This window comes from Pseudomonas zeae (assembly GCF_014268485.2).
Classification (GTDB): domain Bacteria; phylum Pseudomonadota; class Gammaproteobacteria; order Pseudomonadales; family Pseudomonadaceae; genus Aquipseudomonas; species Aquipseudomonas neuropathica.
The window spans coordinates 4,767,787-4,793,782 of sequence record NZ_CP077090.1 but is presented as its reverse complement, the minus strand read 5'-3'; the positions used below and the strand labels follow the sequence as shown (position 1 = coordinate 4,793,782).

12 protein-coding genes are annotated in these 25,996 nt (G+C 61.2%); 4 read left to right on the top strand and 8 right to left on the bottom strand.

The window, feature by feature from the left end; genetic code table 11:
- Positions 1-2: 2 nt before the first annotated feature.
- From HU754_RS21000 to HU754_RS20970, 7 genes are all read right to left on the bottom strand, one after another.
- Entirely contained in the window at positions 3-545 is a 543-nt protein-coding gene (locus tag HU754_RS21000) for a 3'-5' exonuclease (RefSeq protein ID WP_095048433.1), read from the bottom strand.
- A 70-nt stretch (positions 546-615) separates the two neighbouring features.
- A complete protein-coding gene (locus HU754_RS20995; protein ID WP_186620623.1) occupies positions 616-2,577 on the bottom strand; it encodes an acetyl/propionyl/methylcrotonyl-CoA carboxylase subunit alpha in 1,962 nt (653 codons plus the stop codon).
- Between the two features lie 111 nt (positions 2,578-2,688).
- Positions 2,689-3,486 (bottom strand): enoyl-CoA hydratase/isomerase family protein, encoded by a 798-nt coding sequence (locus tag HU754_RS20990; RefSeq protein ID WP_186620624.1) that lies wholly within the window; start codon positions 3,484-3,486, stop codon positions 2,689-2,691.
- The gene (atuD, locus tag HU754_RS20985) at positions 3,483-4,640 is read right to left on the bottom strand and encodes a citronellyl-CoA dehydrogenase (protein ID WP_186620625.1); all 1,158 of its coding nucleotides are present in this window, start codon (positions 4,638-4,640) and stop codon (positions 3,483-3,485) included. Before atuD ends, HU754_RS20990 begins: the two co-directional genes overlap by 4 nt.
- A gap of 30 nt (positions 4,641-4,670) precedes the next feature.
- Positions 4,671-6,287, bottom strand: coding sequence for a geranyl-CoA carboxylase subunit beta (gene atuC / locus HU754_RS20980; RefSeq protein ID WP_186620626.1), 1,617 nt, complete (start codon positions 6,285-6,287; stop codon positions 4,671-4,673).
- 3 nt (positions 6,288-6,290) lie between these two features.
- Positions 6,291-7,160, bottom strand: coding sequence for an SDR family oxidoreductase (locus HU754_RS20975; RefSeq protein WP_186620627.1), 870 nt, complete (start codon positions 7,158-7,160; stop codon positions 6,291-6,293).
- A 12-nt stretch (positions 7,161-7,172) separates the two neighbouring features.
- Positions 7,173-8,957: an acyclic terpene utilization AtuA family protein gene (locus HU754_RS20970; protein ID WP_186620634.1), complete on the bottom strand. Its 1,785-nt coding sequence runs from the start codon at positions 8,955-8,957 to the stop codon at positions 7,173-7,175.
- Positions 8,958-9,141: 184 nt separating this feature from the next.
- Here HU754_RS20970 and HU754_RS20965 point away from each other — a divergent pair, with 184 nt between their 5' ends.
- The 3 genes from HU754_RS20965 (at position 9,142) to HU754_RS20955 (ending at position 11,756) form a co-directional block, all read left to right on the top strand.
- Positions 9,142-9,765 carry a TetR/AcrR family transcriptional regulator gene (locus HU754_RS20965; RefSeq protein WP_186620636.1) on the top strand — a complete coding sequence of 208 codons (624 nt, stop codon included), beginning with the start codon at positions 9,142-9,144 and terminating at the stop codon, positions 9,763-9,765.
- A 92-nt stretch (positions 9,766-9,857) separates the two neighbouring features.
- Positions 9,858-10,655 carry a substrate-binding periplasmic protein gene (locus HU754_RS20960; protein WP_186620638.1) on the top strand — a complete coding sequence of 266 codons (798 nt, stop codon included), beginning with the start codon at positions 9,858-9,860 and terminating at the stop codon, positions 10,653-10,655.
- An 87-nt stretch (positions 10,656-10,742) separates the two neighbouring features.
- Positions 10,743-11,756, top strand: a complete 1,014-nt coding sequence (locus tag HU754_RS20955; protein ID WP_186620640.1) for a GNAT family N-acetyltransferase — start codon at positions 10,743-10,745, stop codon at positions 11,754-11,756.
- 137 nt (positions 11,757-11,893) lie between these two features.
- Here HU754_RS20955 and HU754_RS20950 read toward each other — a convergent pair whose 3' ends face one another.
- On the bottom strand, positions 11,894-12,448 hold the full coding sequence (locus HU754_RS20950) for an RNA polymerase factor sigma-70 (RefSeq protein ID WP_186620642.1): 555 nt from the start codon (positions 12,446-12,448) through the stop codon (positions 11,894-11,896).
- A 370-nt stretch (positions 12,449-12,818) separates the two neighbouring features.
- On the opposite strand from HU754_RS20950, the gene HU754_RS20945 reads away from it, so the two are divergent.
- On the top strand, positions 12,819-25,817 hold the full coding sequence (locus HU754_RS20945; RefSeq protein WP_186620643.1) for a non-ribosomal peptide synthetase: 12,999 nt from the start codon (positions 12,819-12,821) through the stop codon (positions 25,815-25,817).
- Positions 25,818-25,996 lie beyond the last annotated feature (179 nt).

Sequence of the window (25,996 nt, the reverse complement as noted above, 5' to 3'; positions counted from 1 at the left end):
CCCTAGAGTGGCAACACCAGTGGCAACAACCGCGCGGTGTTGCGCGCATCTTCCAGTGCCCGATGCTGCTGGCCGCTGAACTGCATGCCGGCCAATTGCAGCGCACCGTTGAGGCCTAATGGACGCTCCAGGCGGCGGGCCTTGGCGAAGCGTTGTTTGAGGTTCATGTGCGGCACTTTGCTCAAGCCACTGTCGATTTGCAGACGCTGCCACTCCTGCAACAACTGCTTGCGGTCGTAATCACCCCAACTGGCCCAGCCTTCAAGGCGTGTCTGATGTTGCGCGAGCCAGCGTTCGAACGCCGGCCAGACTTCAGTCAACGGCTGCGCCGAGTCGATATTGGCCTGAGTGATGTGCGTGAGTTCACGACAAAAAGGCGTGAGCAACGGCCGTCGCGTCGGTTTGACGAAACGCTGGAAGTGATCCTGCTCGCGTCCGGCGCGATCGACCAGGGTGGCGCCGATCTCGATAATTTCCATTTCGGTGACTGGCCAGCCACCCTCATCGGTGGTGGCTTCCAGATCTATGACCAGCCAGTGAGGCATCGCAGGGTTCCTGATTTCCGCGTTCTGATAACTCAGAGCGTAGTCAAAACCCGCACGGGCGTGTGGCTGACTACTCGACCTGCAACAGAACCTGACGATTTTTTACCTGATCGCCGACCTTGACCTGCACCCGCTTGAGCACGCCGTCGATACCGGCCTTGAGCGGGTGCTCCATTTTCATTGCCTCCAGCACCACCAGCAACTGACCTTTACTGACCGGACTGCCTTCGCTGACCAGTACGTCGACGATGGCACCGTCCATGGGTGCTTTCAGGGTGCCGGAGCTGACGCTGGTCTGACTGTCGATCACGGCGTGAGTTCGATCCTCAAGGTGCAGACTGCCGGGATGGCAGAACAACCAGAGTTGCTCGTCATTCAGGCGGTAGGTGTGGCGCTGACGAAGACCGTCAACTTCCAGCGTGACCGACTGGGCATCGTGGTCGATAAGTTTCAATTCAAGCGTGCGGTCGGCTATCTGCACTTTGAACACGCCGTGTGCCTCAGCGAGCAGTTGCACGGTCCAGGTCTGATCGTCGAGGCCGAGGCGATAATGCAGCGGTACATTCGCGTTATTGCGCCAGCCGTTAAGTGGTGCGCGGTGGCTGCGGGCGCTGGTTTGATAGAAAAGTACCGTTGCGATCGCCAGCTGCTCGGCATCCGGAATGGAGCGGTGCAGGCAAGGGTGATCACTGAAGTGCCGGGCGATGAAGGCAGTACTGAAGTCGCCGCTGATGAACTGCGGGTGTTGCAACAGACTGGCGAGCAGGCGCTGATTACTCTGTACACCCAATAGCACCGTGTCCTGTACCGCGCGCAACAGTTTGCGTCGGGCTTCCTCGCGAGTCGCACCCCAGGCGATCAGCTTACCGAGCATCGGGTCGTAGAACGGGCTGACCGATTGCCCTTCAAGCAAACCATGGTCGATTCGCGTACCGTGCTGCAGCGCCGGTTCCCAGGCTTGCACTCGGCCTGTTTGTGGCAGGAAGTCTTGCGCGGGATCTTCGGCGTAAAGCCGCACCTCCATGGCATGTCCGTTGAGCTGAACCTGATCCTGGGTCAGCGGCAACGGCTGCCCTTCGGCAACGAGCAATTGCCATGCGACCAGATCCAGCCCGGTAATCAGTTCAGTTACCGGGTGCTCGACTTGCAGACGCGTATTCATTTCCAGAAAGTAGAACTGGCCGCGTGTGTCGAGCAGAAACTCAACGGTGCCAGCGCCAACATAGTTCACTGCGCGCCCGGCTTTCAATGCCGCTTCACCCATGGCCTGACGCAACTCGGCGGTCATCACCGGGCAGGGCGCTTCTTCGATGACTTTCTGGTGGCGGCGCTGGATTGAGCAGTCACGTTCGCCCAGGTAGATCAGGTTGCCGTGCTGATCGCCGAACAGCTGCACTTCGACATGCCGTGGCTCGATCAACGCTTGTTCGAGGATCAGTTCGTCGCTGCCGAACGCGTTCAATGCTTCGGAGCGCGCGGTGCGCAGTTGCGCCGGCAGATCAGCCGCATTTTGCAGCAGACGCATGCCGCGCCCACCACCGCCGGCACTGGCCTTGATCATCAATGGGTAGCCGATTCGCTCGGCTTCACGCAGCAGGGTGGCGTCGTCCTGTTCGGCGCCTTGATAACCGGCGATGCACGGCACACCCGCTTCGAGCATGGCGATTTTTGACTGGCGTTTGCTGCCCATCAATTCGATGGCTTCGACGCTGGGGCCGATGAAGATCAGCCCGGCCTGTTCGCAGGCGCGGGCGAATTCGGCGTTTTCCGAAAGAAAGCCGTAGCCGGGATGGATCGCGTCAGCGCCGCTGCGGCGAGCGGCGTCGAGGATCGCCGGGATGTTGAGGTATGACTGTTGAACGGGGGACGGACCAATGCGAACGGCTTGGTCAGCCATCTGAACGTGCAGGGCATCGGCGTCGGCATCGCTGAAGACGGCGACGGTGCGATAGCCCAAGGCTTGGGCGGTGCGCTGGATGCGGCAGGCAATTTCACCGCGGTTGGCGATCAGGATTTTGTGGATGGCGGGCATGGTGATCTTCCTGAGTATTTGGCGGTGAATGTGATGGCCTCATCGCGAGCAGGCTCGCTCCTACACTTGGAATGCATTTCCCCTGTAGGAGTGAGCCTGCTCGCGATGCTTTTAAGTGGCCCACCGAGGTTTACGCTTCTGCACAAAAGCCATGGTTCCCTCCACACCTTCGGCGCCAGTCACTGCCTCGCTAAACCACTGCGCCGCCTCATCGAGCAATTCACTTGAAGGCTGCCCGGCACTCGCCAACAACAATTTCTTGGTCATGGCATTCGCCTCCGGCGCGCAACACAGCACATGTTGCAACACCTCATCCAGCCGCTCAGCCAAGGCCTGCGAATCCTCTTCGACAAAATGCACCAGCCCCAGACGGCGCGCCTGGTGCCCATCGAAACGTGCGGCGGTCAGTGCCAACCGACGGGTTTCGGTGAGGCCGATGCGCTGCACCACAAACGGCGCAATCTGCGCCGGCAGCAAGCCGAGGCTGGTTTCCGGTAAACCGAATTGCGCCTGATGATCGGCAATCGCGATGTCGCTGACACAGGCCAGACCGAAACCACCGCCTAGCACCGCGCCTTGCAGCACGGTGATCAGCACTTGCGGCGTGTGCTGGGCTTCATCCAGCAGGGCGCCGAATGCCCGGTTCAGAACGCGATAAGCCTCGGTGCCTTGAGCGCGAGCGCTGGCCATGTCCTTGATATCGCCACCGGCACAGAAATGCCCGCCGGCACCGCTGAGCACCAACGCCCGAACAGCGCGGTCATCACGCACAGCCGCCAGCACCGCGCGCAGTTCGCTGACCATCTGCAGGCTCATCGCATTTCGACTGTCCGGCCGATGGAGGGTGATGTGCAGCACGCCGCCATGCAGTTCCAGCAACAGCGTCTGACATTGCGGCAGGCTGCTCATTTCTTTTTCCCCGGGAGGATGCCCATCAGTTTGCAGATAATCCCCAGCATGATTTCGTCGGCGCCGCCGCCAATCGATACCAGCCGGACATCGCGGTAGGCGCGGGCCACCGGGTTGTCCCACATGAAACCCATGCCGCCCCAATATTGCAGGCAGCTGTCGCTGACTTCGCGGCCCAGACGCCCGGCCTTGAGCTTGGCCATCGACGCCAGCCGCGTGACGTCCTGGCCTTTCACGTACTGCTCGGTGGCCTGATAGACCAGCGCGCGCAGGCATTCGATTTCGGTCTGCAATTCGGCGAGGCGGAAGTGGATGACCTGGTTGTCGATCAGTGCATTGCCGAAGGTCTTGCGCTCCTTGCAGTACTCAATGGTGCTGTCGACGCAATATTCCAGCCCCTTGATCATGTTTGCCGCGCCGAACAGGCGTTCTTCCTGAAACTGCAGCATCTGCATCATGAACCCGGCGCCTTCATGGCCGATGCGATTGCGCTGTGGCACGCGCACGTTGTCGAAAAACACCTGGGCGGTTTCCGAGCTGCGCATGCCGAGCTTGTCCAGGTGCGAGCTGAGGCTGATCCCCGGGGTGTTCATCGGCACCATGATCAGCGATTTGTTGATGTGTGGTTTGTCGTCCGAGGTGTTGGCCAGCAGGCAGATGAAATCGGCGCTCGGCGAGTTGGTGATCCACATCTTGCTGCCGTTGATCACATAGTCGTCGCCGTCCTTGCGCGCGGTGGTTTTCAGCCCGGCGACGTCGGAGCCTGCACCGACTTCGGAGACGCCGATGCAACCAACCTGCTCGCCAGTGATCGCCGGGCGCAGGAACTCTTCGCGCAATTCATCGGAGCCGAAACGGGCGAGGGCAGGCGTACACATGTCGGTCTGCACGCCGATCGACATCGGAATGCCGCCGCAATGAATGGTGCCGAACTCTTCGGCGGCGACAATCGAATAGCTGTAATCGAGGCCCATGCCGCCGAATTTTTCCGGCTTGGAAATCCCCAACAAACCGAGGTCGCCGGCCTGGCGGAAAATCTCGTGGATCGGGAAGCGTCCGGCTTTTTCCCATTCGTCGACGTGCGGATTGATCTCGTGCTCGACAAATTGGCGGACGGTACGGCGCAGGGCTTCGTGTTCCGGGGTGAAGATCATTGTTATTGTTCTCCGTAGGGTCCGTGGCGGTCAGAACCGGCTGACGCCGAAGCTATTGGGTTGCAACGTGCGAATGTCGGCCTCGTGGCAGATGTCCAGCAAGTAGCCGAGCAGGGTGCGCGTGTCGCGGGGATCGATCAGCCCGTCGTCCCACAGGTTGGCGCTGCCATAGAGAGCGGTGGACTGGCTGTCGAGTTTCTGCGCGGTGACCTGTTCGAGCATGTCGAGCATTTTCGGGTCTGGCGTCAGGCCGTCCTTCAACTGCTTGGCTTCGGTAACGATGCGCAAGACTTTGCCGGCCTGTGCACCGCCCATCACCGCCGTGCGGCTGTTCGGCCAGGCGAAGATGAAGCGCGGATCGAGTCCGCGTCCGCACATCGCATAGTTGCCGGCACCGTAGGAACCGCCGACGACCATCGTCAGTTTAGGCACCCGTGCATTGGCTACCGCTTGAATCAGTTTCGAGCCGTGTTTGATCACGCCTTGCTGCTCGGATTCGGTGCCGACCATGAAACCGGTGGTGTTGTGAAAGAACAGCAGCGGCGTCTGGCTCTGATCGCACAACTGAATGAACTGCGCCGCTTTGCTCGCGCCGTTGGGTGTGATCGGGCCGTTGTTGCCGATGAACCCGCAGGCGCGGCCCTGAATCTTCAACTGGCCGCAAACAGTTTGCTGATCGAACTCGCCCTTGAATTCGACGAAGCAGGATTCGTCGGCAATGCGCGCGATGATTTCGCGCACGTCGTAAGGTTTTTTCGGATCGTCGGGGATCAGCCCGAGCAATTCATCGATGGGGTAGAGCGGCTCTTTGTATTGCGGCTCCGGCAACCACGGCAGTTGCTCGTTCCACGGCAGCATACGGAGGATTTCACGGACCTGACGCACGCCATCGGCATCGTTTTCAGCAAGGTATTCAGCCGTTCCGGCGACCTGTGCGTGCATCTCGGCGCCACCGAGTTCTTCATCGGTGGCGACTTCGCCGGTGGCCGCTTTGAGCAGTGGCGGACCGGCGAGGAACAGCTTGGCCTTGCCGCGCACCACCACCACGTAATCCGACAGCCCCGGCTGATAGGCGCCACCGGCCGTGGCCGAGCCATGCACCACGGTAATCTGCGGCAAACCCATTGCCGACATCCGCGCCTGATTGGCAAAACTGCGCGCGCCTTCGACAAAAATCTCGGCGGCGTAATTGAGGTTGGCACCGCCACTTTCGGCAAGGGTGATCACCGGGAGTTTGTTTTCCTGGGCGATCTGTTGCAGGCGCAGGGATTTTTTCAGGCCAGTGGGCGAGATCGTCCCGCCCTTGATTGCGCTGTTGTTCGCCACCACCATCGCGCGAATGCCGCAGACGTAACCGATACCGGCGATCAGTCCGCCACCGGCGGAACTGCCGTCCTTGTCGTCGTGCAACTTGTAGCCGGCGAGGCTGGCCAGTTCGAGAAACGGCGCGCCGGGATCGAGCAACAGATTCAAGCGCTCACGGGGCAGCAGTTGCCCGCGCTTGTCGAACCTGGCTTTGGCTTCGGTGGCCTTGTTCAGCAGGCTCTGTTCGAGTTGCTGCACGTGTTCGATCGCCGCGAGCATGGCCGTGCGGTTGCGGGCAAACGCTTCGCTGTGCGGGTCGAGTCGGGACTGGATCTGCGGCATGGCTTACTCCTTGTCCTTCAGCACATCGGGTAAATACGCGCGGTGGAAACCGTTGAACGACTCGCTGTGGGTCGCCTTGTGCAACGGCCATGCACGGCTGCCGAGGCTGGCCGCGCCGTCGATTTTCAAGGTGCTGCCACTGATAAATGCGGCGGCCGGGCTCAGCAAAAAAACAATCGCCGCACTGACTTCCGACTCGGTGCCGATGCGCTTGAGTGGCACATGTTCACGCAGGGTCGGAATCACCGCTTTGAACGCGCCTTCGTAAGTGTCCATGCCGCTGGAGGCAATCCAGCCCGGCGCCACCGCGTTGACCCGCACGCCGGCATAACCCCATTCGAACGCGGCAGTTTTGGTGAAGTTGTCCATGCCCGACCGCGCCGCGCCAGAGTGACCCATGCCGGGCATGCCGCCCCACATGTCGGCGAGCATGTTGACGATGTTGCCGCCGTGTTTGCTCATCGACTGGTTGAACACTTCCCGCGCCATCAGAAAACCACCGACCAGATTGGTGCGCAGCACGGTTTCGAAACCTTTCTGATTGATCGAGGCCAAGGGCGACGGGTACTGGCCGCCGGCATTGTTGACCAGACCGTGGATCGGTCCGTGTTCAGCAATCAATTCGCTGACCAGTTGTTTTACCGCTTCTTCATCGCGGATATCGCAAGCCTTCCAGTGCGCGCGGCCACCGTCCTCGGCGATTTCGTCGGTGACCTTTTGCAGTTTCTCCGGCTTGCGCCCGACCAGCAGTACATTGGCGCCGAGGGCCGCCAGTTCATGGGCGGTGCAGCGACCGATGCCACTACCGCCACCGGTGACGATGATGGTCTGGCCGCTGAACAGACCGGCGTGGAAAATCGACGCGTAAGCCATGCAAACAATCCTCTAGTCGAGCTGTTCGGCGATGCTCTGCGGCACCGGGATCTGGATTTCCAACAGTTGCTGGGCGAAGGCTTTGCCTTGCGGATCGATGCGCAGACTGGCCACGCCACCACCGCCGAGGGCGTTTTCCAATAGAAAATTCAGGCTGTGGGTGCCGGGCAGATACCAGCGTTCGACCCGGCCGTGGATCGGGTCGAGTACATGATTCATCCAGTCGACAACCACGGCTGGGGTCAGCGCTTCGGCGATCCATGGCAGGTATTCGGGTTTGCGCGGCATCACGCCAATGTTGCTGTGATTGCCCTTGTCACCGGAGCGCGCGACGGCCAGTTTTACCAGCGCCACACTGGCATCGGCGCGGCCCTGTGGTTTGGGCGGCTGATGGGGCAGGGGCAAATCCGCGCTGTCGATTGCGCTGAGCGAAGGCAGGGCGCATGGATATCGTTGACCGGCCATGTCGATCTGTACTGTGCAGGCGCTTTTATCGATCAGGAATGAAAACAGACGAATCAGCGGATACACCGTTGGCCGCCCGCCGACGATGCCGGTCAGCCCCGGCGCCATGCCGGTCGCGGCCTGGGCAATTTCCCGGGAGAACAGTACCAGCGCCTGTTTGCTCGGGTGGCGCACGGCGAGCTTGATCACCACTTCGCGGCTGTCGCGGCGCTGGCCGTGGGGGCCGTAGGTGGCTTCGCTGCCGAGCAGTTCGATGTTGATTTCGCTATAGGGCGCCCAGCCGCGCTGGCTGAACATTTGCGAAGTCTTGTCGATGATCGACCGACTGACGCGCTGCGCTTTTTCCACTGCATCGATACCGGCGATCAGGCAACTGGCGGTGCAACGAAACCCGTCCGGGTAGGTGGCGCTGACTTTGTATTTAGCGCTCGGTGGCAGGCCTTTGGCGCCGTGGACGTGCACGGCATTCTTGCCTTGTTGTTGAAGTCTGACCCCAGTGAAATCGCAGACCACGTCGGGCAACAGATAGGCCTGCGGATCGCCGATTTCATAAAGCATTTGCTCGCCGACGGTCAGCGGGGTGACCAGTCCGCCGCTGCCTTCGGGCTTGCTGACGATGAACTGGCTGTCGGCGCTGACTTCCACGATCGGAAACCCGATGTGCTCGTAATCCGGCACTTCGCGCCAATCGGTGAAATTGCCGCCGGTGCATTGCGCGCCGCATTCGATGATGTGCCCGGCGAGCGCAGCCTGGGCGAGTTTGTCGTAGTCGTGCCATGACCAGCCGAATTCATGCACCAGCGCCGCACTGACCACCGCGCTGTCGACCACGCGCCCAGTGATGACAATGTCGGCGCCCAGGCGCAGCGCTTCGACAATGCCCGGCGCGCCAAGGTAGGCGTTGGTCGACACGCACATCGGCGGCAGCGGGGCGCCGCTGAACATTTCGGTGATGCCGCTGAGCTGTTTGAGCTGTGGTTGCAGATCATCGCCCAGTAATACGGCGATTTTCAGTGCGACGCCGGCCTTGTCGCAGGCCGCTTGCAGCGCGGCGGCGCAGGCTTGCGGATTGATCCCGCCGGCATTGCTGATCACGCGGATGTTCTGCTCGGCCAGTTGTTGCAGCAGTGGTGTCAGCACGTCGATGAAGTCGCCGGCAAACCCCGCCTGTGGGTCTTTCATGCGTGCCCCGGCCATGATCGACATCGTGATCTCGGCCAGGTAATCGAACACCAGATAATCCAGCTTGCCGCCCTCCACCAGTTGCGCGGCGGCGGTGGACGTATCTCCCCAGAATGCACTGGCGCATCCGATGCGAACGGTGGTGGGCATTTTTATCTCCGACTCAGCAACCTGCGACAGAAGTGCTCTGAGGCTACCAAGCAAGCGCTTGGTTTGTAAACAGTTGAAGCTATCTTCTGCCCAAGCGCTTGCTTGGTTGCCGCTGGCGGCTTAAATTGCGCGCAACCCTGCGGTTTCAGGGGGCAACAGACTGATCGACTGTAGGAGAGAACGGGTGGACGAGCAAAAAGCCCTGAGGGTCATGCGCGATTTGGTTGATGAAGGCCAATTGACCGACCCCGACAGCGCCCGCGGCAAATTGCTGCAAGTGGCTGCTCACCTGTTCCGCAACAAAGGCTATGAACGCACCACGGTGCGCGATCTGGCCGGCGCCGTCGGCATCCAGTCGGGAAGCATTTTTCATCACTTCAAAAGCAAGGATGAAATCCTCCGGGCGGTGATGGAAGAAACCATCCGCTACAACACCGCGTTAATGCGGGCAGCCCTGGCCGATGCGGCCAATGTGCGCGAACGCGTGCTGGCGCTGATTCGCTGCGAACTGCAGTCAATCATGGGTGGCAGCGGTGAAGCCATGGCAGTGCTGGTTTACGAATGGCGTTCGCTGTCCGAAGAAGGCCAGGTCAAAGTGCTGGCACTGCGCGATGTCTACGAGGACATCTGGCTGCAAGTGCTGGGTGAGGCCAAGGACGCAGGATTTATCCGTGGCGATGTATTTATTACCCGACGTTTCCTCACTGGCGCACTGTCCTGGACGACCACCTGGTTCCGTGCCGGCGGCAGTTTGAGCCTCGATCAGTTGGCCGACGAGGCGCTGATTCTGGTCCTCGAAGCGCGTTGAAGCACTTTCTATCCGGCCGGGAAACTGGCTAACTGGGCGAAACCGCCTAGCTTGAATGCATTGATCGGTATTTTTTCGGGGAGTGGGGTGTTTTGAAGTCTTTGCCAATTCGGACGGCCGCGGGGTTGATGCTCGCAGCGCTGGCTGTATTTTGGGTATTGCCCGCTCAGGCAGCGCAATTGGTCCGGGTCGGCGCGGCGCATTTTCCGCCTTACACCGTTCGCCCGGAAAACGGTGCCGACACAGGCCTTCTGCCGCAATTGGTCGAGGCCCTCAATCGCCTGCAAAGCGACTATCAGTTCGTCCTCGTGCCCACCTCGATTCCCCGGCGTTTCGGTGACTTCAAGCAGGGCCGGATCGACATGGCAATTTTCGAGAATCCCGATTGGGGCTGGAAGGAAATTCCCCACACAGATGTCGACATGGGCCTTGAGGATGCGGAAATTTTCGTCGCACAACGCGAAGATGGCCGGCAGCAGAATTATTTCGCCGACCTCACTGGCAAGCGCCTGGCTCTGTTCAGCGGTTATCACTACGAGTTCGCCAACTTCAACGCTGACCCGAAATACCTCGCACAGAATTACAACGCCACGCTGACCTATTCCCACGACAGCAACCTGCTGATGGTGCTGCGCGGGCGCGCCGATGTTGCCCTGGTGACCCGTTCCTATCTGTTCGATTACCTGCTGCGTAACGAAAAAGTGCGCGACGAGTTGCTGGTGTCGCAGCGCATCGATCAGGTCTATCACCATTACGCGATTCTGCGTCCGACTGCACCGATCAGCGGCGAAGCGTTCGGCAAGTTGCTGCGGGGTTTGCGTGACAACGGTGAAATGCTGAAGATTTTCGATCCGTACAAGATTGCCGTAGTGCCGGTGCCTCACCACTGAGGCAGCGATTTGCGGGCAAAGCCTAAATTTTCCCTCCCGGATCACGTCCCATCGTTGAACTGTCGACGATTATCGTGAGCCCGACCCATGTCCAATCTGAATGACCTGACTTCCCTGGCCCTGCCTGCGGGCAGTCAACTGATCGCTGATGTCAGCGAAAGCCGTCTGAGCCTGAGCCTGGACGGACAACCGCTGATCCGCTTGCGCCTCGATCAAGACGCAAAGGGGCCGATCCAGATCGATGAGCGTTTTGCGTTGCCGCCCGGGCAGGCGTTGTGGGCAGCCTGTTACTGGCTGTTCGCGCGGGATCCGGCGTGCCGGCAATTGACCTGGCAACTCGATCAGCCACCGACCGAAGCGTTGCTCAGTGGCTTGCTGGTGAGCACCGAAGTGGCTGGCGAATATCGCTGCGAGCGCACGCTGTTCTGGCAATTGCCGCAACCTTGGCTTGGGACTTCGCTGACGGGCAGCTATCCGCAGCAAATGGTCATCAGCCAAGGTAAACGTCATCCGCTGCGGCCAGTCAAACCGCGCGGTGAAGTGTATCGGCGTTTCGATGCCCGCCTTGGTGCGTGGATTTCCCTGCGCACTGTAGAGATCGAAGCAGACCTGGCGCGCTTCAACCGCTGGCAGAACAGCCCGCGCGTCGCCAGTTTCTGGCAGGAGGAGGGCAGCCTCGAGCAGCACCGCGAGTACCTGAGCAAGCTCGCTGCCGATCCGCACACGCTGACGTTGATTGGCTGTTTCGATGATCAGCCGTTTGCCTATTTCGAAGCCTACTGGGCCAAGGAAGATCGCATCGCGCCGTTCTACGATGCCGACAATTATGATCGCGGCATTCACATGCTGGTCGGCGAGGAAGAGCACCGTGGCCCGCATAAAGTGGCGAGCTGGTTATCGGCGCTGGTGCATTACCTGTTTCTGGATGATCCGCGCACTCAGCGGGTGGTCGCCGAGCCACGGGCCGACAACGCGAAGATGATCGGGTACATGCAGAATCAGTGCTTCCACTGCGAGAAGGAATTCGACTTTCCGCACAAGCGCGCGGCGCTGATGATGTTGGGGCGTGAGCGGTTTTTTGATCGGTGCAAACTGGCGTGATGATCTGGCTTCAGGATTTTCTGTGATCTTGAGGCCGCCTTCGCGAGCAGGCTCGCTCCCACATGGGTTTTGTGGCAATCACAAATTCCGTGTGGGAGCGAGCCTGCTCGCGAATGGCTTGACGCAAAATCTGAATCTTAACGACGACCCACGGCTACCGCATCCCGCCGACTGCCCGACACCTTGCGGCAGTGCACCAGTGCATCACGAATCATGAAGTTGACCAGGGTTGGCGAAACCCCCAGTTCCTTGGCAATGTCCTTTTGCGGCACGCCGTGCAGGCGGTACATCTCGAACGCATAGCGCGTGCGGCTGGGCAGTTCGGTCAGCGCGTCGGCGATGTTTTCCAGAGTCGAGAAGTTGATATGCGAGGTTTCCGGCGAAGCACCCTGGATGACCACATTCAGCCCTTCCTCTTCAGGGCCGGAGTACTTCTGCTCAAGCGCCTGTTTGCGGTAGTGATCGATGGCGAGGTTGCGCACGATCTGGAACAGATAGCTCAGTTGAGCCTTGATCGACGACGTGATCGGTGGCGCCGATTGCAGTCGGAAAAACGCATCCTGCACCACATCTTCGGCGCGCGAACGGCAGCCGGTAATGCGGGCTGCAATCTTGACCAGAATCAGTCGATTGTCGACGAATGCATGAAGTAGCGGTGAATCGCACTTGCTTGTGGATACTTGTTCCGTCATGGAAATCACCTTGCTGCCAAATAGGTTCGTGGGGCGCCTTGGGGGAGGGGCGTCCTACACATCGAGCGACAAATTATGTTGAATGATAATGATTGTCAATTGAGAAAGAGAAGTAATGCGCTACAAAAGTGCGTTCTGAGAACTGCGACACGCCGCCGCACCCCGGCCGCATTGGCGCTCCTGCCCGCCGACTAATTATTTCAAGACGTCATCCGTTCTCATTGGTGAATGGTTCCGGGCGCACAACCCCGGCCACACCACATTCCGCAGCCTTGCGTGGTCGGCACAGACCGCGCCCTGCATGCCCTTCGAGGGGCGTGACGCAGCAAACCCGATTCCATTAGCAAGCCGAATTCAGGCAGGAAACCTCATGACCGACGCGTTCGAACTCCCCAGCACCCTGGTCCAAGCCCTCCAGCGCCGCGCGGCCCTGACGCCGGATCGACTGGCCTTGCGTTTTCTCGCCGAAAACGAAGAGCAGGCTGTGGTACTCAGTTATCGTGAGCTGGATGAGCGCGCACGCACCATTGCGGCAGCGCTGCAAGCCGAGGCTGCCTTCGGTGACCGCGCGGTATTGCTGTTTCCCAGCGGTCCGGATTACGTCGCGGCTTTTTTTGGCTGCCTTTACGCCGGCGTGATCGCAGTGCCGGCCTATCCGCCGGAATCCGCGCGCCGTCACCATCAGGAGCGTTTGCTGTCGATCATTGCCGACGCCGAACCGCGTCTGCTGCTGACCAGCGCCGAGCTGCGCGACGCCTTGCAGCAGATCGAGGGTGCGCCGCCGTTGTTGTGTGTCGACACTCTCGACAAGACACTGGCGCAAAACTGGGTTGAACCGAGCCTGCCGGAAGACCACATCGCCTTCCTGCAATACACCTCCGGTTCGACTGCACTGCCCAAAGGCGTGCAAGTCAGCCACGGCAATCTGGTCGCCAACGAGCTCCTGATCCGTCACGGTTTCGGCATCGACGTGAACCCTGACGATGTGATCGTCAGCTGGTTGCCGCTGTACCACGACATGGGTTTGATCGGTGGTCTGCTGCAGCCAGTTTTCAGCGGCGTGCCATGCATTCTGATGTCGCCGGCGTACTTCCTCGGTCGGCCATTGCGCTGGCTGGAAGCGATCAGCGACTACGGCGGCACCATCAGCGGCGGGCCGGACTTCGCCTATCGCTTGTGCAGCGAACGGGTCAGCGAGTCGGCGCTGGAACGTCTCGATCTGAGTCGCTGGCGCGTGGCCTATTCCGGTTCCGAGCCAATCCGTCTCGACACCCTGGAGCGCTTCGCCGAGAAGTTCGCCGCATGTGGTTTCAGTGAGCACAGCTTCATGGCCTCGTACGGTTTGGCCGAAGCCACGCTATTCGTCGCCGGCACCCCGCGCGGCACCGGTATCCCGGCACTGCGCGTGGATGATCAGGCGCTGGCACAAAACCGCGCCGAGCCGGGCGATGGCAGCCCGATCATGAGTTGCGGCATCAGCCAGCCGGAACACGCGGTGCTGATCGTCGAGCCGAACACACTCGTTGAACTCGCCGACAACGCGGTCGGCGAAGTCTGGGCCGCAGGCCCGAGCATCGCCCACGGCTACTGGCGCAATCCTGAAGCGAGCGCCAAGACCTTCGTCCAGCACGCCGGCCGTACCTGGCTGCGCACCGGCGACCTGGGCTTCATGCGCGACGCGGAGCTGTTCATCACCGGACGCTTGAAAGACATGCTGATCGTGCGCGGCCACAACCTGTATCCACAGGACATCGAGAAAACGGTCGAGAACGAAGTGGAAGTGGTGCGCAAGGGTCGCGTCGCTGCATTTGCGGTCAATCAGGATGGCGAGGAGGGCATCGGCATTGCGGCGGAAATCAGCCGCAGCGTGCAGAAAATCCTCCCGCCGGAGGCGTTGATCAAAGCCATTCGCCAAGCCGTGGCTGAGGCTTGTCAGGAAGCCCCGAGCGTGGTGGTGCTGCTTAATCCCGGCGCCTTGCCGAAAACTTCCAGTGGCAAATTGCAGCGCTCGGCGTGCCGCAATCGTCTGGCCGATGGCAGCCTCGACAGCTACGCGGTGTTCCCGTCGAACACCGTCGAAAGCCAGGATGCAGTCACCAGCGCCTCAGAACTTGAAGGCTTGATCGGCAAGATCTGGGCTGAGCAACTCAACGTCAAACAGGTTAATGCCGACGACCACTTCTTCCTGCTCGGCGGCAACTCGATCGCCGCTACGCAGGTGGTCGCCCGCGTGCGTGAAGAGCTCGCGCTTGAGCTGAACCTGCGCCTGTTGTTCGAAGCACCGACCCTGGCAGCGTTCGCCGCAGCCGTTGCGCAACAGCAGCAGGACGGCGGCAGCGCCCAAGGTGCAATCACCGCGTTGTCGCGCAGCGAGCCGATGCCGCAATCGCTGGCGCAAAACCGTTTGTGGATCACCTGGCAACTCGACCCACAGAGCAGCGCCTATAACATTCCCGGTGCCCTGCGTTTGCGTGGCGAACTGGACGAAGACGCTTTGCGTGCCAGCTTCCAGCAACTGATCGAACGCCACGAATCCCTGCGCACGCGTTTCTTCGAGCGCGACGGCGTGGCCCTGCAACAAGTGACTGTCGGCGCCAAATTCAACCTGCAACTGATCGACATCAGCGACTTGCCGGCGCCTGAGCGCGAGGCCCATGCGCAACAAATCCGCGAAGACGAAGCACGCACCCGGTTCGACCTGGAAAAAGGTCCGCTGCTGCGGGTGACGCTGGTGCGTCTCGACGACGAAGATCACCAATTGCTGGTGACGCTGCACCACATCATTGCCGACGGCTGGTCGCTGAACGTATTGATCGACGAATTCTCGCGCCTGTACGCCGCCGCTTCGCAAGGGCTGACGGCCAACCTCGCGACATTGCCAACCCAGTACGCCGACTACGGCAGCTGGCAACGTCAATGGCTGGCGCAAGGCGAGAGCGCGCGGCAACTGGCCTGGTGGAAAGCGCAGTTGGGCGACGAGCATCCAGCGCTGGAACTGGCCACCGATTACCCACGCTCCGCCAAGCAAACTCACAGCGCCGCACGCCACACCGTGCGTCTGGGCGCGAGCCTCAGCGATGCGCTCCGTAACACGGCACAGGCTCAGCAATCGACCCTGTTCATGCTGTTGCTCGCGGCATTCCAGAGCCTGCTGCATCGCTACAGCGGTCAGCGCGACATCCGCATCGGCGTACCGAATGCCAACCGTCCACGCCTGGAAACCCAGGGCCTGATCGGCTTCTTCATCAACACCCAAGTGCTGCGTGCAGAGATCGATTCGCGCCTGTCATTCGTTGCGCTGTTGGCTCAGACCCGCAACGCCGCACTCGGTGCCCAGGCGAATCAGGATCTGCCCTTCGAACAACTCCTCAAAGCCTTCCCGCAGGCCCGCGAACAAGGTCTGTTTCAGGTCATGTTCAACCACCAGCAACGTGATTTGAGTGCGCTCAAACGTCTGCCGGGTCTGCTCGCCGAAGAACTGCCGTGGCACAGCCGCGAAGCCAAGTTCGACCTGCAATTGCACAGCGAAGAAGACCGCAACGGTCGCCTGACCCTGTCGTTCGACTACGCCATCGAACTGTTCGATGTGGCGACCATCGAGCGTCTGGCCGAGCATTTCAGCAACCTGTTGCGCGACGTCTGCGAACGTCCGGAGCAAGCCATCGGTGATCTGCAACTGCTGACCGCCACTGAGCACAATCAGCAACAACACTGGGGCGTTGCGCCATGCACCCCGGCGCAACAATGGCTGCCAGAACTGCTCAACGAACAGGTGCGCCTGACCCCGGAACGCACCGCGCTGGTGTGGGACGGCGGCAGCCTCGACTTTGCCGAATTGCACGCGCAAGCCAACCGCCTCGCGCATTACCTGCGCGACAAAGGCGTCGGCCCGGATGTCTGCGTGGCCATCGCTGCCGAGCGTTCGCCGCAACTGCTGATCGGCCTGCTGGCGATCATCAAGGCCGGCGGCGCCTATGTGCCACTGGACCCGGATTACCCGGCGGATCGTCTGGCTTACATGCTCAGCGACAGCGGCGTCGAACTGTTGCTGACCCAGACTGAATTGCTCGGCCGCTTGCCGGCCAGCGACGGCGTCAGCGTGATCGCCATGGACGCGCTGCACCTGGAAAACTGGCCGAGCCAGGCACCGGGCCTGCACTTGCACGGCGACAACCTCGCTTACGTGATTTACACCTCGGGTTCCACCGGCCAACCGAAAGGTGTCGGCAACACCCACGCAGCGTTGGCCGAGCGTCTGCAATGGATGCAGAACGCTTACGACCTCAATGAAACTGACGTGCTCTTGCAAAAGGCCCCGATCAGTTTCGACGTGTCGGTGTGGGAATGCTTCTGGCCACTGATCACCGGTGCGCGTCTGTTGATTGCCGGCCCCGGCGAACATCGCGATCCGCATCGCATCGCCCAGCTGGTTCAGGCCTATGGCGTGACCACGCTGCACTTTGTACCGCCGCTGCTCGCGCTGTTCATCGACGAGCCGCTGAGCGCCGAATGCACCAGCCTGCGCCGGGTGTTCTCCGGCGGCGAAGCGCTGCCAGCCGAACTGCGCAACCGCATCCTCGCGCAACTGCCGGCGGTGCAATTGCACAACCGTTACGGCCCGACTGAAACCGCGATCAACGTCACCCACTGGCATTGCACCATTGCCGATGGTGAGCGCTCGCCGATTGGTCGTCCGCTGGGCAACGTGATCTGCCGCGTGCTCGACGCCGATCTCAATCCGCTGCCGGCCGGTGTGCCGGGTGAACTGTGCATCAGCGGCATCGGTCTGGCCCGTGGTTACCTCGGCCGTCCTTCGTTGACTGCCGAGCGTTTTGTCGTCGATCCATTGGGTGAGCAGGGCGCCCGTTTGTACCGCACCGGTGACCGCGCACGCTGGACATCCGATGGCGTCATCGAATACCTCGGCCGCCTCGATCAGCAGGTCAAACTGCGTGGCTTCCGCGTTGAACCGGAAGAAATCGAAGCACGCTTGCTCGCACAGGACGGCGTCGCCCAAGCCGTGGTGCTGGTGCGCGAAACCGCTGCCGGTGCGCAGCTGATCGGCTACTTCACCGCGACCGATGCCAGTGAAAATCCTGACGAGCAAATCACCCGGCTGAGAACTGCGCTGGCCGCCGAGCTGCCGGAATACATGGTCCCGGCGCAACTGATGCGTCTGGACGCAATGCCCCTGAGCCCCAGCGGCAAACTCGACCGCCGCGCCTTGCCCGAGCCGCAATGGCAAGTGCGTGAACACGTCGAACCGGTCACTGCACTGGAACAGCAGATCGCCGCGATCTGGCGCGAAGTGCTCGGTCTGCCTCAAGTCGGCCTGCGCGACGACTTCTTCGCCCTCGGCGGTCATTCGTTGCTGGCTACGCAAATCATCTCGCGTACTCGTCAGGCCTGCGACGTCGAGCTGCCATTGCGCGCCTTGTTCGAACACAGCGAACTGGCTGATTTTGCCGAACAGATCCGCCTGATCCAGGCCAGCGGTCGCACCAACAAACAGCCACCGATCGACAAGGTTGATCGCAGCCAACCGGTGCCGTTGTCGTACTCGCAACAGCGCATGTGGTTCCTCTGGCAGATGGAGCCGGACAGCCCGGCGTACAACGTTGGCGGCATGGCGCGCCTGCGCGGCGTGTTGCATGTCGAGTGTTTCGAGGCCGCGTTGCAAGCGCTGATCCTGCGTCACGAAACCCTGCGCACCACGTTCCCGAGCGTCGACGGCGTCGCCCGTCAGCAGGTGCATGGCGAAACCGGTGTGCGCATGGGTTGGAAGGATTTTTCAAAACTTGCCGCCGATGTGCGTGAGCAAAAGGTTCAGCAACTGGCCGATGACGAAGCTCATCTGCCGTTCGATCTGGAAACCGGCCCGCTGCTGCGCGCCTGTCTGGTGAAGACTGCCGAGCACGAACATTACTTTGTCCTGACTCTGCACCACATCGTCACCGAAGGCTGGGCGATGGACATTTTCGCCCGGGAACTCAGTGCGCTGTACGAAGCCTTTGTCGATGACCGTGATTCGCCGCTTGAGCCGCTGCCGGTGCAGTACCTCGACTACAGCGTCTGGCAACGCAACTGGCTGGAATCCGGCGAGCGTCAGCGCCAACTCGACTACTGGACCGCGCAACTCGGTCGTGAACATCCGCTGCTGGAGTTGCCCGGCGACCGCCCGCGTCCGCCGGTGCAAAGCCATCAGGGCGAACTGTTCCGCTTCGACCTGAGCGACGATCTCGCCACGCGGGTTCGTGCGTTCAATGCGCAAAACGGTCTGACCCTGTTCATGACCATGACCGCCGCGCTTGCCACGCTGCTTTACCGCTACAGCGGCCAGACCGATCTGCGCATTGGCGCGCCGGTGGCCAACCGCATTCGCCCGGAAAGTGAAGGGCTGATCGGTGCGTTCCTCAACACCCAAGTGCTGCGTTGCCAGCTCGACGGCATGATGTCGGTCGGCGAACTGTTCGAGCAGGTGCGTCACACCGTGATCGAAGGCCAGTCGCATCAGGATCTGCCGTTCGATCACCTGGTTGAAGCCTTGCAACCGCCGCGCAGCGCTGCGTACAACCCGCTGTTTCAGGTGATGTGCAACGTGCAGCGCTGGGAATTCCAGCAGAGCCGCATGCTCGCTGGCATGACCGTCGAGTACCTGGCCAACGATGCACGAGCGACCAAGTTCGACCTCAACCTGGAAGTTACCGACCTCGACCATCGCCTCGGTTGCTGCCTGACTTACAGCACCGATCTGTTCGACGAGCCGACCATCGCGCGCATGGCCAAGCATTGGCGCAATCTGCTCGAAGCGCTGATCGCCGATCCGCAGCAGCGCCTCAGTGAATTGCCGCTGCTCGATGCGCCTGAGCAACAGCACCTGCTCGACAGCCTCGGCATCGAGTCGGGTGAGCATCGTCTCGATCAGTGCATCCATCACCTGTTCGCCGAACAGGCGCTGGCCCGCAAAGACGCGCCGGCCCTGACCTTCGCCGGGCAGACCCTGAGCTACGCCGAACTCGACGCGCGCGCCAATCGTCTGGCCTGGGCCTTGCGTGAGCGCGGGGTCGGCCCCCAAGTGCGCGTGGGTCTGGCGCTGGAGCGTTCGCTGGAGATGGTCATTGGCTTGCTGGCGATTCTCAAGGCTGGCGGTGCGTATGTGCCGCTGGACCCGGAATACCCGCTCGACCGTCTGCATTACATGATCGAAGACAGCCGCATTGGTCTGCTGCTCAGTGATCGCGCCATGTTCAAAGCCCTTGGCGATCTGCCGCCAAGTGTGGCGCGCTGGTGTCTGGAATATGACAGCGCGGCACTCGCTGATTACCCGGTCAGCGAGCTGCCATTTATCAGCCTGCCGCAGCATCAGGCCTACCTGATTTACACCTCGGGTTCCACCGGCAAGCCGAAAGGCGTGGTGGTCTCCCACGGCGAAATCGCCATGCACTGCCAAGCCGTGATCGAGCGGTTTGCCATGCGCCCCGACGACTGCGAACTGCATTTCTATTCGATCAACTTCGACGCGGCGACCGAGCGCCTGTTGGTGCCGTTGCTCAGTGGCGCGCAGGTGGTGTTGCGTGCGCAGGGTCAGTGGGACGCGGAAGAAATCTGCGGCTTGATCCGCACGCATAAAATCAACGTGCTTGGTTTTACCCCGAGCTACGGCAGTCAGTTGGCGCAGTTCCTCTCGACGCAAAACGAAATCTTGCCGGTGCGGATGATCATCACCGGCGGCGAAGCGCTGACCGGTGAACACCTGCAACGGATTCGCGCGGCGTTCCAACCGGCGATGTTCTTCAATGCCTACGGCCCGACCGAAACCGTGGTCATGCCGCTGGCCAGTCTGGCGCCGGAGGTACTGGAAGAGGGCGCCGGCAGTGTGCCGATCGGCAGCGTGATTGGCGCGCGCGTGGCGTACATTCTCGACGCCGATCTGGCATTGGTACCGCAAGGCGCGACGGGTGAATTGTTCGTCGGTGGGGCCGGTCTGGCGCAGGCCTATCACGACCGTCCGGGCATTACCGCCGAGCGTTTTGTCGCTGACCCATTCGCCACCGATGGCGGGCGCATGTATCGCACCGGTGACCTGGTGCGCCAGCGTGCCGATGGTTTGGTGGAATATTTGGGACGAATCGACCATCAGGTGAAAATCCGTGGATTCCGTATCGAACTGGGCGAAATCGAAACGCGTCTGCTCGATCACGAGTCGATCCGCGAAGCCGTGGTGCTCGCACTGGATGCCCCGAGCGGCAAGCAACTGGTTGGCTATCTCGTCACCGAGGTTGCTGAGCAAAGTGAAGCCCGTCAGGCTGAACTGCGCGAAGCCCTGAAATCGCACCTCAAGGCGCAATTGCCGGATTACATGGTGCCGACCCACCTGATCCTGCTGGCGAGCATGCCGCTGACCGCCAACGGCAAACTCGACCGCCGCGCGTTGCCTGCGCCGGACCCTGAGTTGAATCGTCAGGACTACGTCGCGCCGAGTAACGAACTGGAGCAGACCCTGGCGCAGATCTGGTGCGAAGTACTCAACGTCGAGCAGGTCGGCCTCAACGACAATTTCTTCGAACTCGGTGGCGACTCGATTCTGTCGATTCAAGTGGTCAGCCGCGCGCGGCAGCAAGGCATTCATTTCAGCCCGCGTGATCTGTTCCAGCATCAGACCGTGCAAACCCTCGCCGCTGTGGCCAGTCGTACCGAGCAGGTGACGGCCGAGCAAGGCCTGGTGGCTGGCGAATCGGCCCTGACGCCGATTCAACATTGGTTCTTCGACACGGAAATCCCTGAACGTCAGCACTGGAACCAGGCGTTGTTGCTGGAGCCAACTGTGGCGCTGGAACCGCATCGACTGGAGCAGGCGCTGCTGGCGGTGATTGAGCAGCATGACGCCTTGCGTCTGCGCTTCACCGAGGCCAATGCTGAGTGGCAAGCCACGCATCAACCGGTGTCCGACGTTGCTGTTCTCTGGCAAGTACGCGTCGCGTCGATGGACAAGTGTGAAGCGCTGTTCGCTGATGCCCAGCGCAGCTTGAATCTTGCGCAAGGTCCGTTGTTGCGTGCCCTGCTGGTTGACGGCCCTGAAGGTCAGCAACGCCTGTTAATCGCGATTCATCACTTGGTCGTCGACGGCGTGTCGTGGCGCGTTCTGCTCGATGATCTGCAAACCGTGTATCGCCAACTCGACGCCGAACAAGCGGTGAAACTGCCGGCGAAAACCAGTGCCTTCAAAGACTGGGCGGCACGTTTGCAGGCCTACGCCGGCAGCGAATCCCTGCGCGAAGAACTCGACTGGTGGCAGATCCAACTGGCCGGGCCGAACGCTGATCTGCCCTGCGAAAATCCGCAGGGCGGCCAGCAGAATCGTCACGCACAAACCGTCAGCGTGCGCCTCGATGCCGAGCACACCAAACAGTTGTTGCAACAGGCTCCGGCGGCCTATCGCACGCAGGTTAATGACCTGCTGTTGACGGCGTTGGCCCGAGTGTTGTGCCGCTGGAGCGGTCAACCGTCGGCGCTGATTCAACTGGAAGGCCACGGCCGCGAAACCCTGTTCGACGAGATCGACCTGACCCGCACCGTCGGCTGGTTCACCAGCGCTTACCCGCTGCGTCTGACCCCGCACAACATCGAAGAAGCTGCGGGGCAGGGCGCTTCGATCAAGGCAATCAAGGAGCAACTGCGCGCGGTGCCGCACAAAGGCCTCGGCTACGGCGTGCTGCGTTATCTCGCCGATGACCTCAGCCAGCGCAGCATGGCCGCGCTGCCGCAGGCGCCGGTTACCTTCAACTACCTCGGCCAGTTCGACCAGAGCTTCGGCAGCGATGCGCTGTTCCGTCCGCTGGACGAGCCGGTCGGTGCCGCGCACGATCCGCAGGCGCCATTGCCCAACGAGTTGAGCATCGACAGCCAGGTTTATGGCGGTGAATTGCTCCTGCGCTGGACCTTCAGCGGCGAGCGTTATGACGCGCAGACCATCAACGATCTGGCCGACGCTTACCTCGGTGAGCTGCAAAGCCTGATCGCCCATTGCCTGCAAGACGAGGCCGGCGGCCTGACGCCATCGGACTTCCCGCTGGCCAGGCTGACTCAGGCGCAACTCGATGCCTTGCCGGTGCCGGCCGCGCACATCGAAGACGTCTATCCGCTGACGCCGATGCAGGAAGGCATGTTGCTGCACACCTTGCTCGAACCGGGCACCGGCCTGTACTACATGCAGGATCGCTACCGCATCAACAGCGAACTCGACCCGCAGCGTTTCGCTCAGGCCTGGCAAGCGGTGGTCGCCCGTCACGAAGCGCTGCGTGCCTCGTTCTGCTGGAACGTTGGCGAAGACATGCTGCAAGTGATTCATACGCCGGGTCGTACGCCAATCGAATATCTGGACTGGAGCGCCATCGCTGAAATCGAGCAGGAACCGAAGCTGCAAGCGCTGCTGCAACGCGAGCGCGAGGCCGGTTTCGATCTGCTCAATCAGGCGCCGTTCCACTTGCGCCTGATCAAGGTCGGCGCGTCGCGTTACTGGTTCATGATGAGCAACCACCACATCCTCATCGATGCCTGGTGCCGCTCGTTGCTGATGAACGACTTCTTCGAGATTTACACCGCGCTGGGTGAGGGTCGTGAAGCGCAACTCGCTGTACCGCCACGCTACCGCGATTACATCGGCTGGCTGCAGCGCCAGAGCCTCGCCGAAGCGCGGCAGTGGTGGCAGCAGAACCTGCAAGGGTTCGAGCGCACCACGCCGATTCCGAGCGACCGTCCGTTCCTGCGTGAACATGCCGGTGAAAGCGGCGGCATGGTCGTCGGCGACTGCTACACCCGCCTCAATGTCGAGGACGGGGCGCGTCTGCGGGAACTGGCACAGGCGCACCAACTGACCATCAACACCTTCGCCCAAGCGGCGTGGGCCTTGGTCCTGCGGCGCCTGAGCGGCGATCGTGACGTGCTCTTCGGTGTGACCGTGGCCGGGCGTCCGGTGGACATGCCGGAGATGCAGCGCACCGTCGGCCTGTTCATCAACAGCATCGCGCTGCGGGTGCAGATGCCGGCTGATGATGAACGCAGCAGCGTGCGTCAGTGGCTCAGTGGTTTGCTCGACAGCAACATGCAGCTGCGCGAGTACGAATACCTGCCGCTGGTGAACATTCAGGAACAGAGCGAATTGCCGAAAGGCCAGCCGCTGTTCGACAGCCTGTTCGTCTTCGAGAATGCTCCGGTGGAAGTCTCGGTACTGGACCGTGCGCAGAGCCTGAATGCGACTTCGGACTCGGGCCGTACGCACACCAACTTCCCGCTGACGGCGGTGTGTTACCCGGGCGATGACCTCGGTCTGCACCTGTCGTACGACCAGCGTTATTTCGACGAATCGACCATCGAACGCATGCTCGGCGAGTTCAAACGTCTGCTGCTGGCGCTGGTCGATGGCTTCCATGGTGATATGGCCGACCTGCCGCTGCTAGGCAGTGAGGAACAGGACTTCCTGCTCCACGGTTGCAACCAGAGTGCCCACGATTATCCGCTGGAGCAGAGCTACGTGGCGCTGTTTGAAGCGCAGGTTGTCGCGCATCCGCAGCGCATCGCCGCTACGTGCCTTGATCAACAACAGAGCTATGCGGAGCTGAACCACAACGCCAACCGTCTCGGCCATGCACTAGTCGCCGCCGGTGTGCAGATGGATCAACCGGTGGCCTTGCTCGGCGAACGCAATCTCGATCTGCTCGGCATGATCATCGGCAGCTTCAAGGCTGGCGCGGGTTATCTGCCGCTGGATCCGGGCCTGCCGAGCCAGCGTCTGCAACGCATTATCGAACTGAGCCGCACGCCGGTGCTGGTCTGCTCTAAAGCATGCTTTGAACAGGCGCAGACCTTGCTGGATGAATTCAGCTGCGCCAATCGCCCGCGCTTGTTGGTCTGGGAAGAGATTCAAGCGGCAGCGACAGCGGCGCAGAACCTCGGCATTTACAGCGGCCCGGACAACCTCGCTTACGTGATCTACACCTCGGGTTCGACCGGCCTGCCGAAAGGCGTAATGGTCGAGCAGCGCGGCATGCTCAATAACCAATTGAGCAAGGTGCCGTACTTGGATCTGAGTGATGCCGATGTGATCGCACAGACCGCTTCGCAAAGCTTCGATATTTCGGTCTGGCAGTTCCTTGCCGCGCCGTTGTTCGGAGCGCGAGTGGACATCGTGCCGAACACCATCGCCCACGATCCGCAAGGTTTGCTGGTGCATGTGCAAGCGCAGGGCATCACCGTGCTGGAGAGTGTGCCGTCGTTGATTCAGGGCATGCTCGCCTCGGAGCGCCTGAGTCTGGATGGCTTGCGCTGGATGCTGCCGACCGGTGAAGCAATGCCGCCGGAGCTGGCGCACCAATGGCTGCTGCGTTATCCGGACATTGGTTTGGTCAACGCGTACGGTCCGGCGGAGTGCTCGGACGACGTGGCGTTCTTCCGCGTCGACATGGCCTCGACGCGCGGCAGTTACTTGCCGATCGGCACGCCGACCGACAACAACTTGCTCTATCTGGTCGATGGCGCGCTGGAACTGGTGCCGTTGGGCGCGGTAGGTGAGTTGTGTGTCGCCGGGACCGGCGTCGGGCGCGGTTATGTCAGCGATCCGCTGCGCACCGCGCCGGTGTTTGTGCCCAACCCGTTCGGTGCGCCGGGCGAGCGTCTGTATCGCACCGGTGACCTGGCGCGGCGTCGCAGTGACGGTGTGCTGGAGTACGTTGGCCGTGTTGACCATCAGGTGAAGATTCGCGGTTATCGCATCGAGCTGGGTGAGATCGAAGCGCGCCTGCATGAACAGCCGGAAGTGCGCGATGGCGCGGTCGCTGTGCAGGAGGGCGTCAACGGTAAACACTTGGTCGGTTATCTGGTTGCGGCCGATTCGGCACTGAATCCGAGCGAACGCCTGGAGCGGATCAAGCAGCGCCTGCGCGCCGAACTGCCAGAGTACATGGTGCCGCTGCACTGGTTGTGGCTCGAGCAAATGCCGCTGAATGCCAACGGCAAGCTCGATCGCAAAGCCTTGCCGGCGCTGGAGATCGGCCAGTTGCAGAGCGAGGATTATCTGGCCCCGCGCAATGATCTTGAACAGACGTTGGCTGATATTTGGGCCGAGGTGCTGAAGGTCGAGAAAGTCGGTGTGCGTGACAACTTCTTCGAACTGGGCGGGCATTCGTTGCTGGCTACGCAGATCGCCTCGCGGGTGCAGAAAACCCTGCAGCGGGATGTGCCGCTGCGAGCGATGTTCGAGTGCAGCACGGTGGAGGAGTTGGCTGAGTACATCGATGGACTGGCGGCGAGTGATATCACCGAGGAGAAGGTTGATCGGTTGAATGATCTGATGGCGGAGCTGGAGGGCCTCTGATTCTCTAGTGCCTGCACTGGCCCTTTCGCGAGCAGGCTCACTCCTACAGGGGAACGCATTCCAAAATGTAGGAGTGAGCCTGCTCGCGATGAGGCCGGTACATTCATGTACATTTCCAAGGTTGACGATAAAGAACCGGCAGCTCAGTCTGCCGGTTCTCTTTTTTGTCGCGGGGGTGG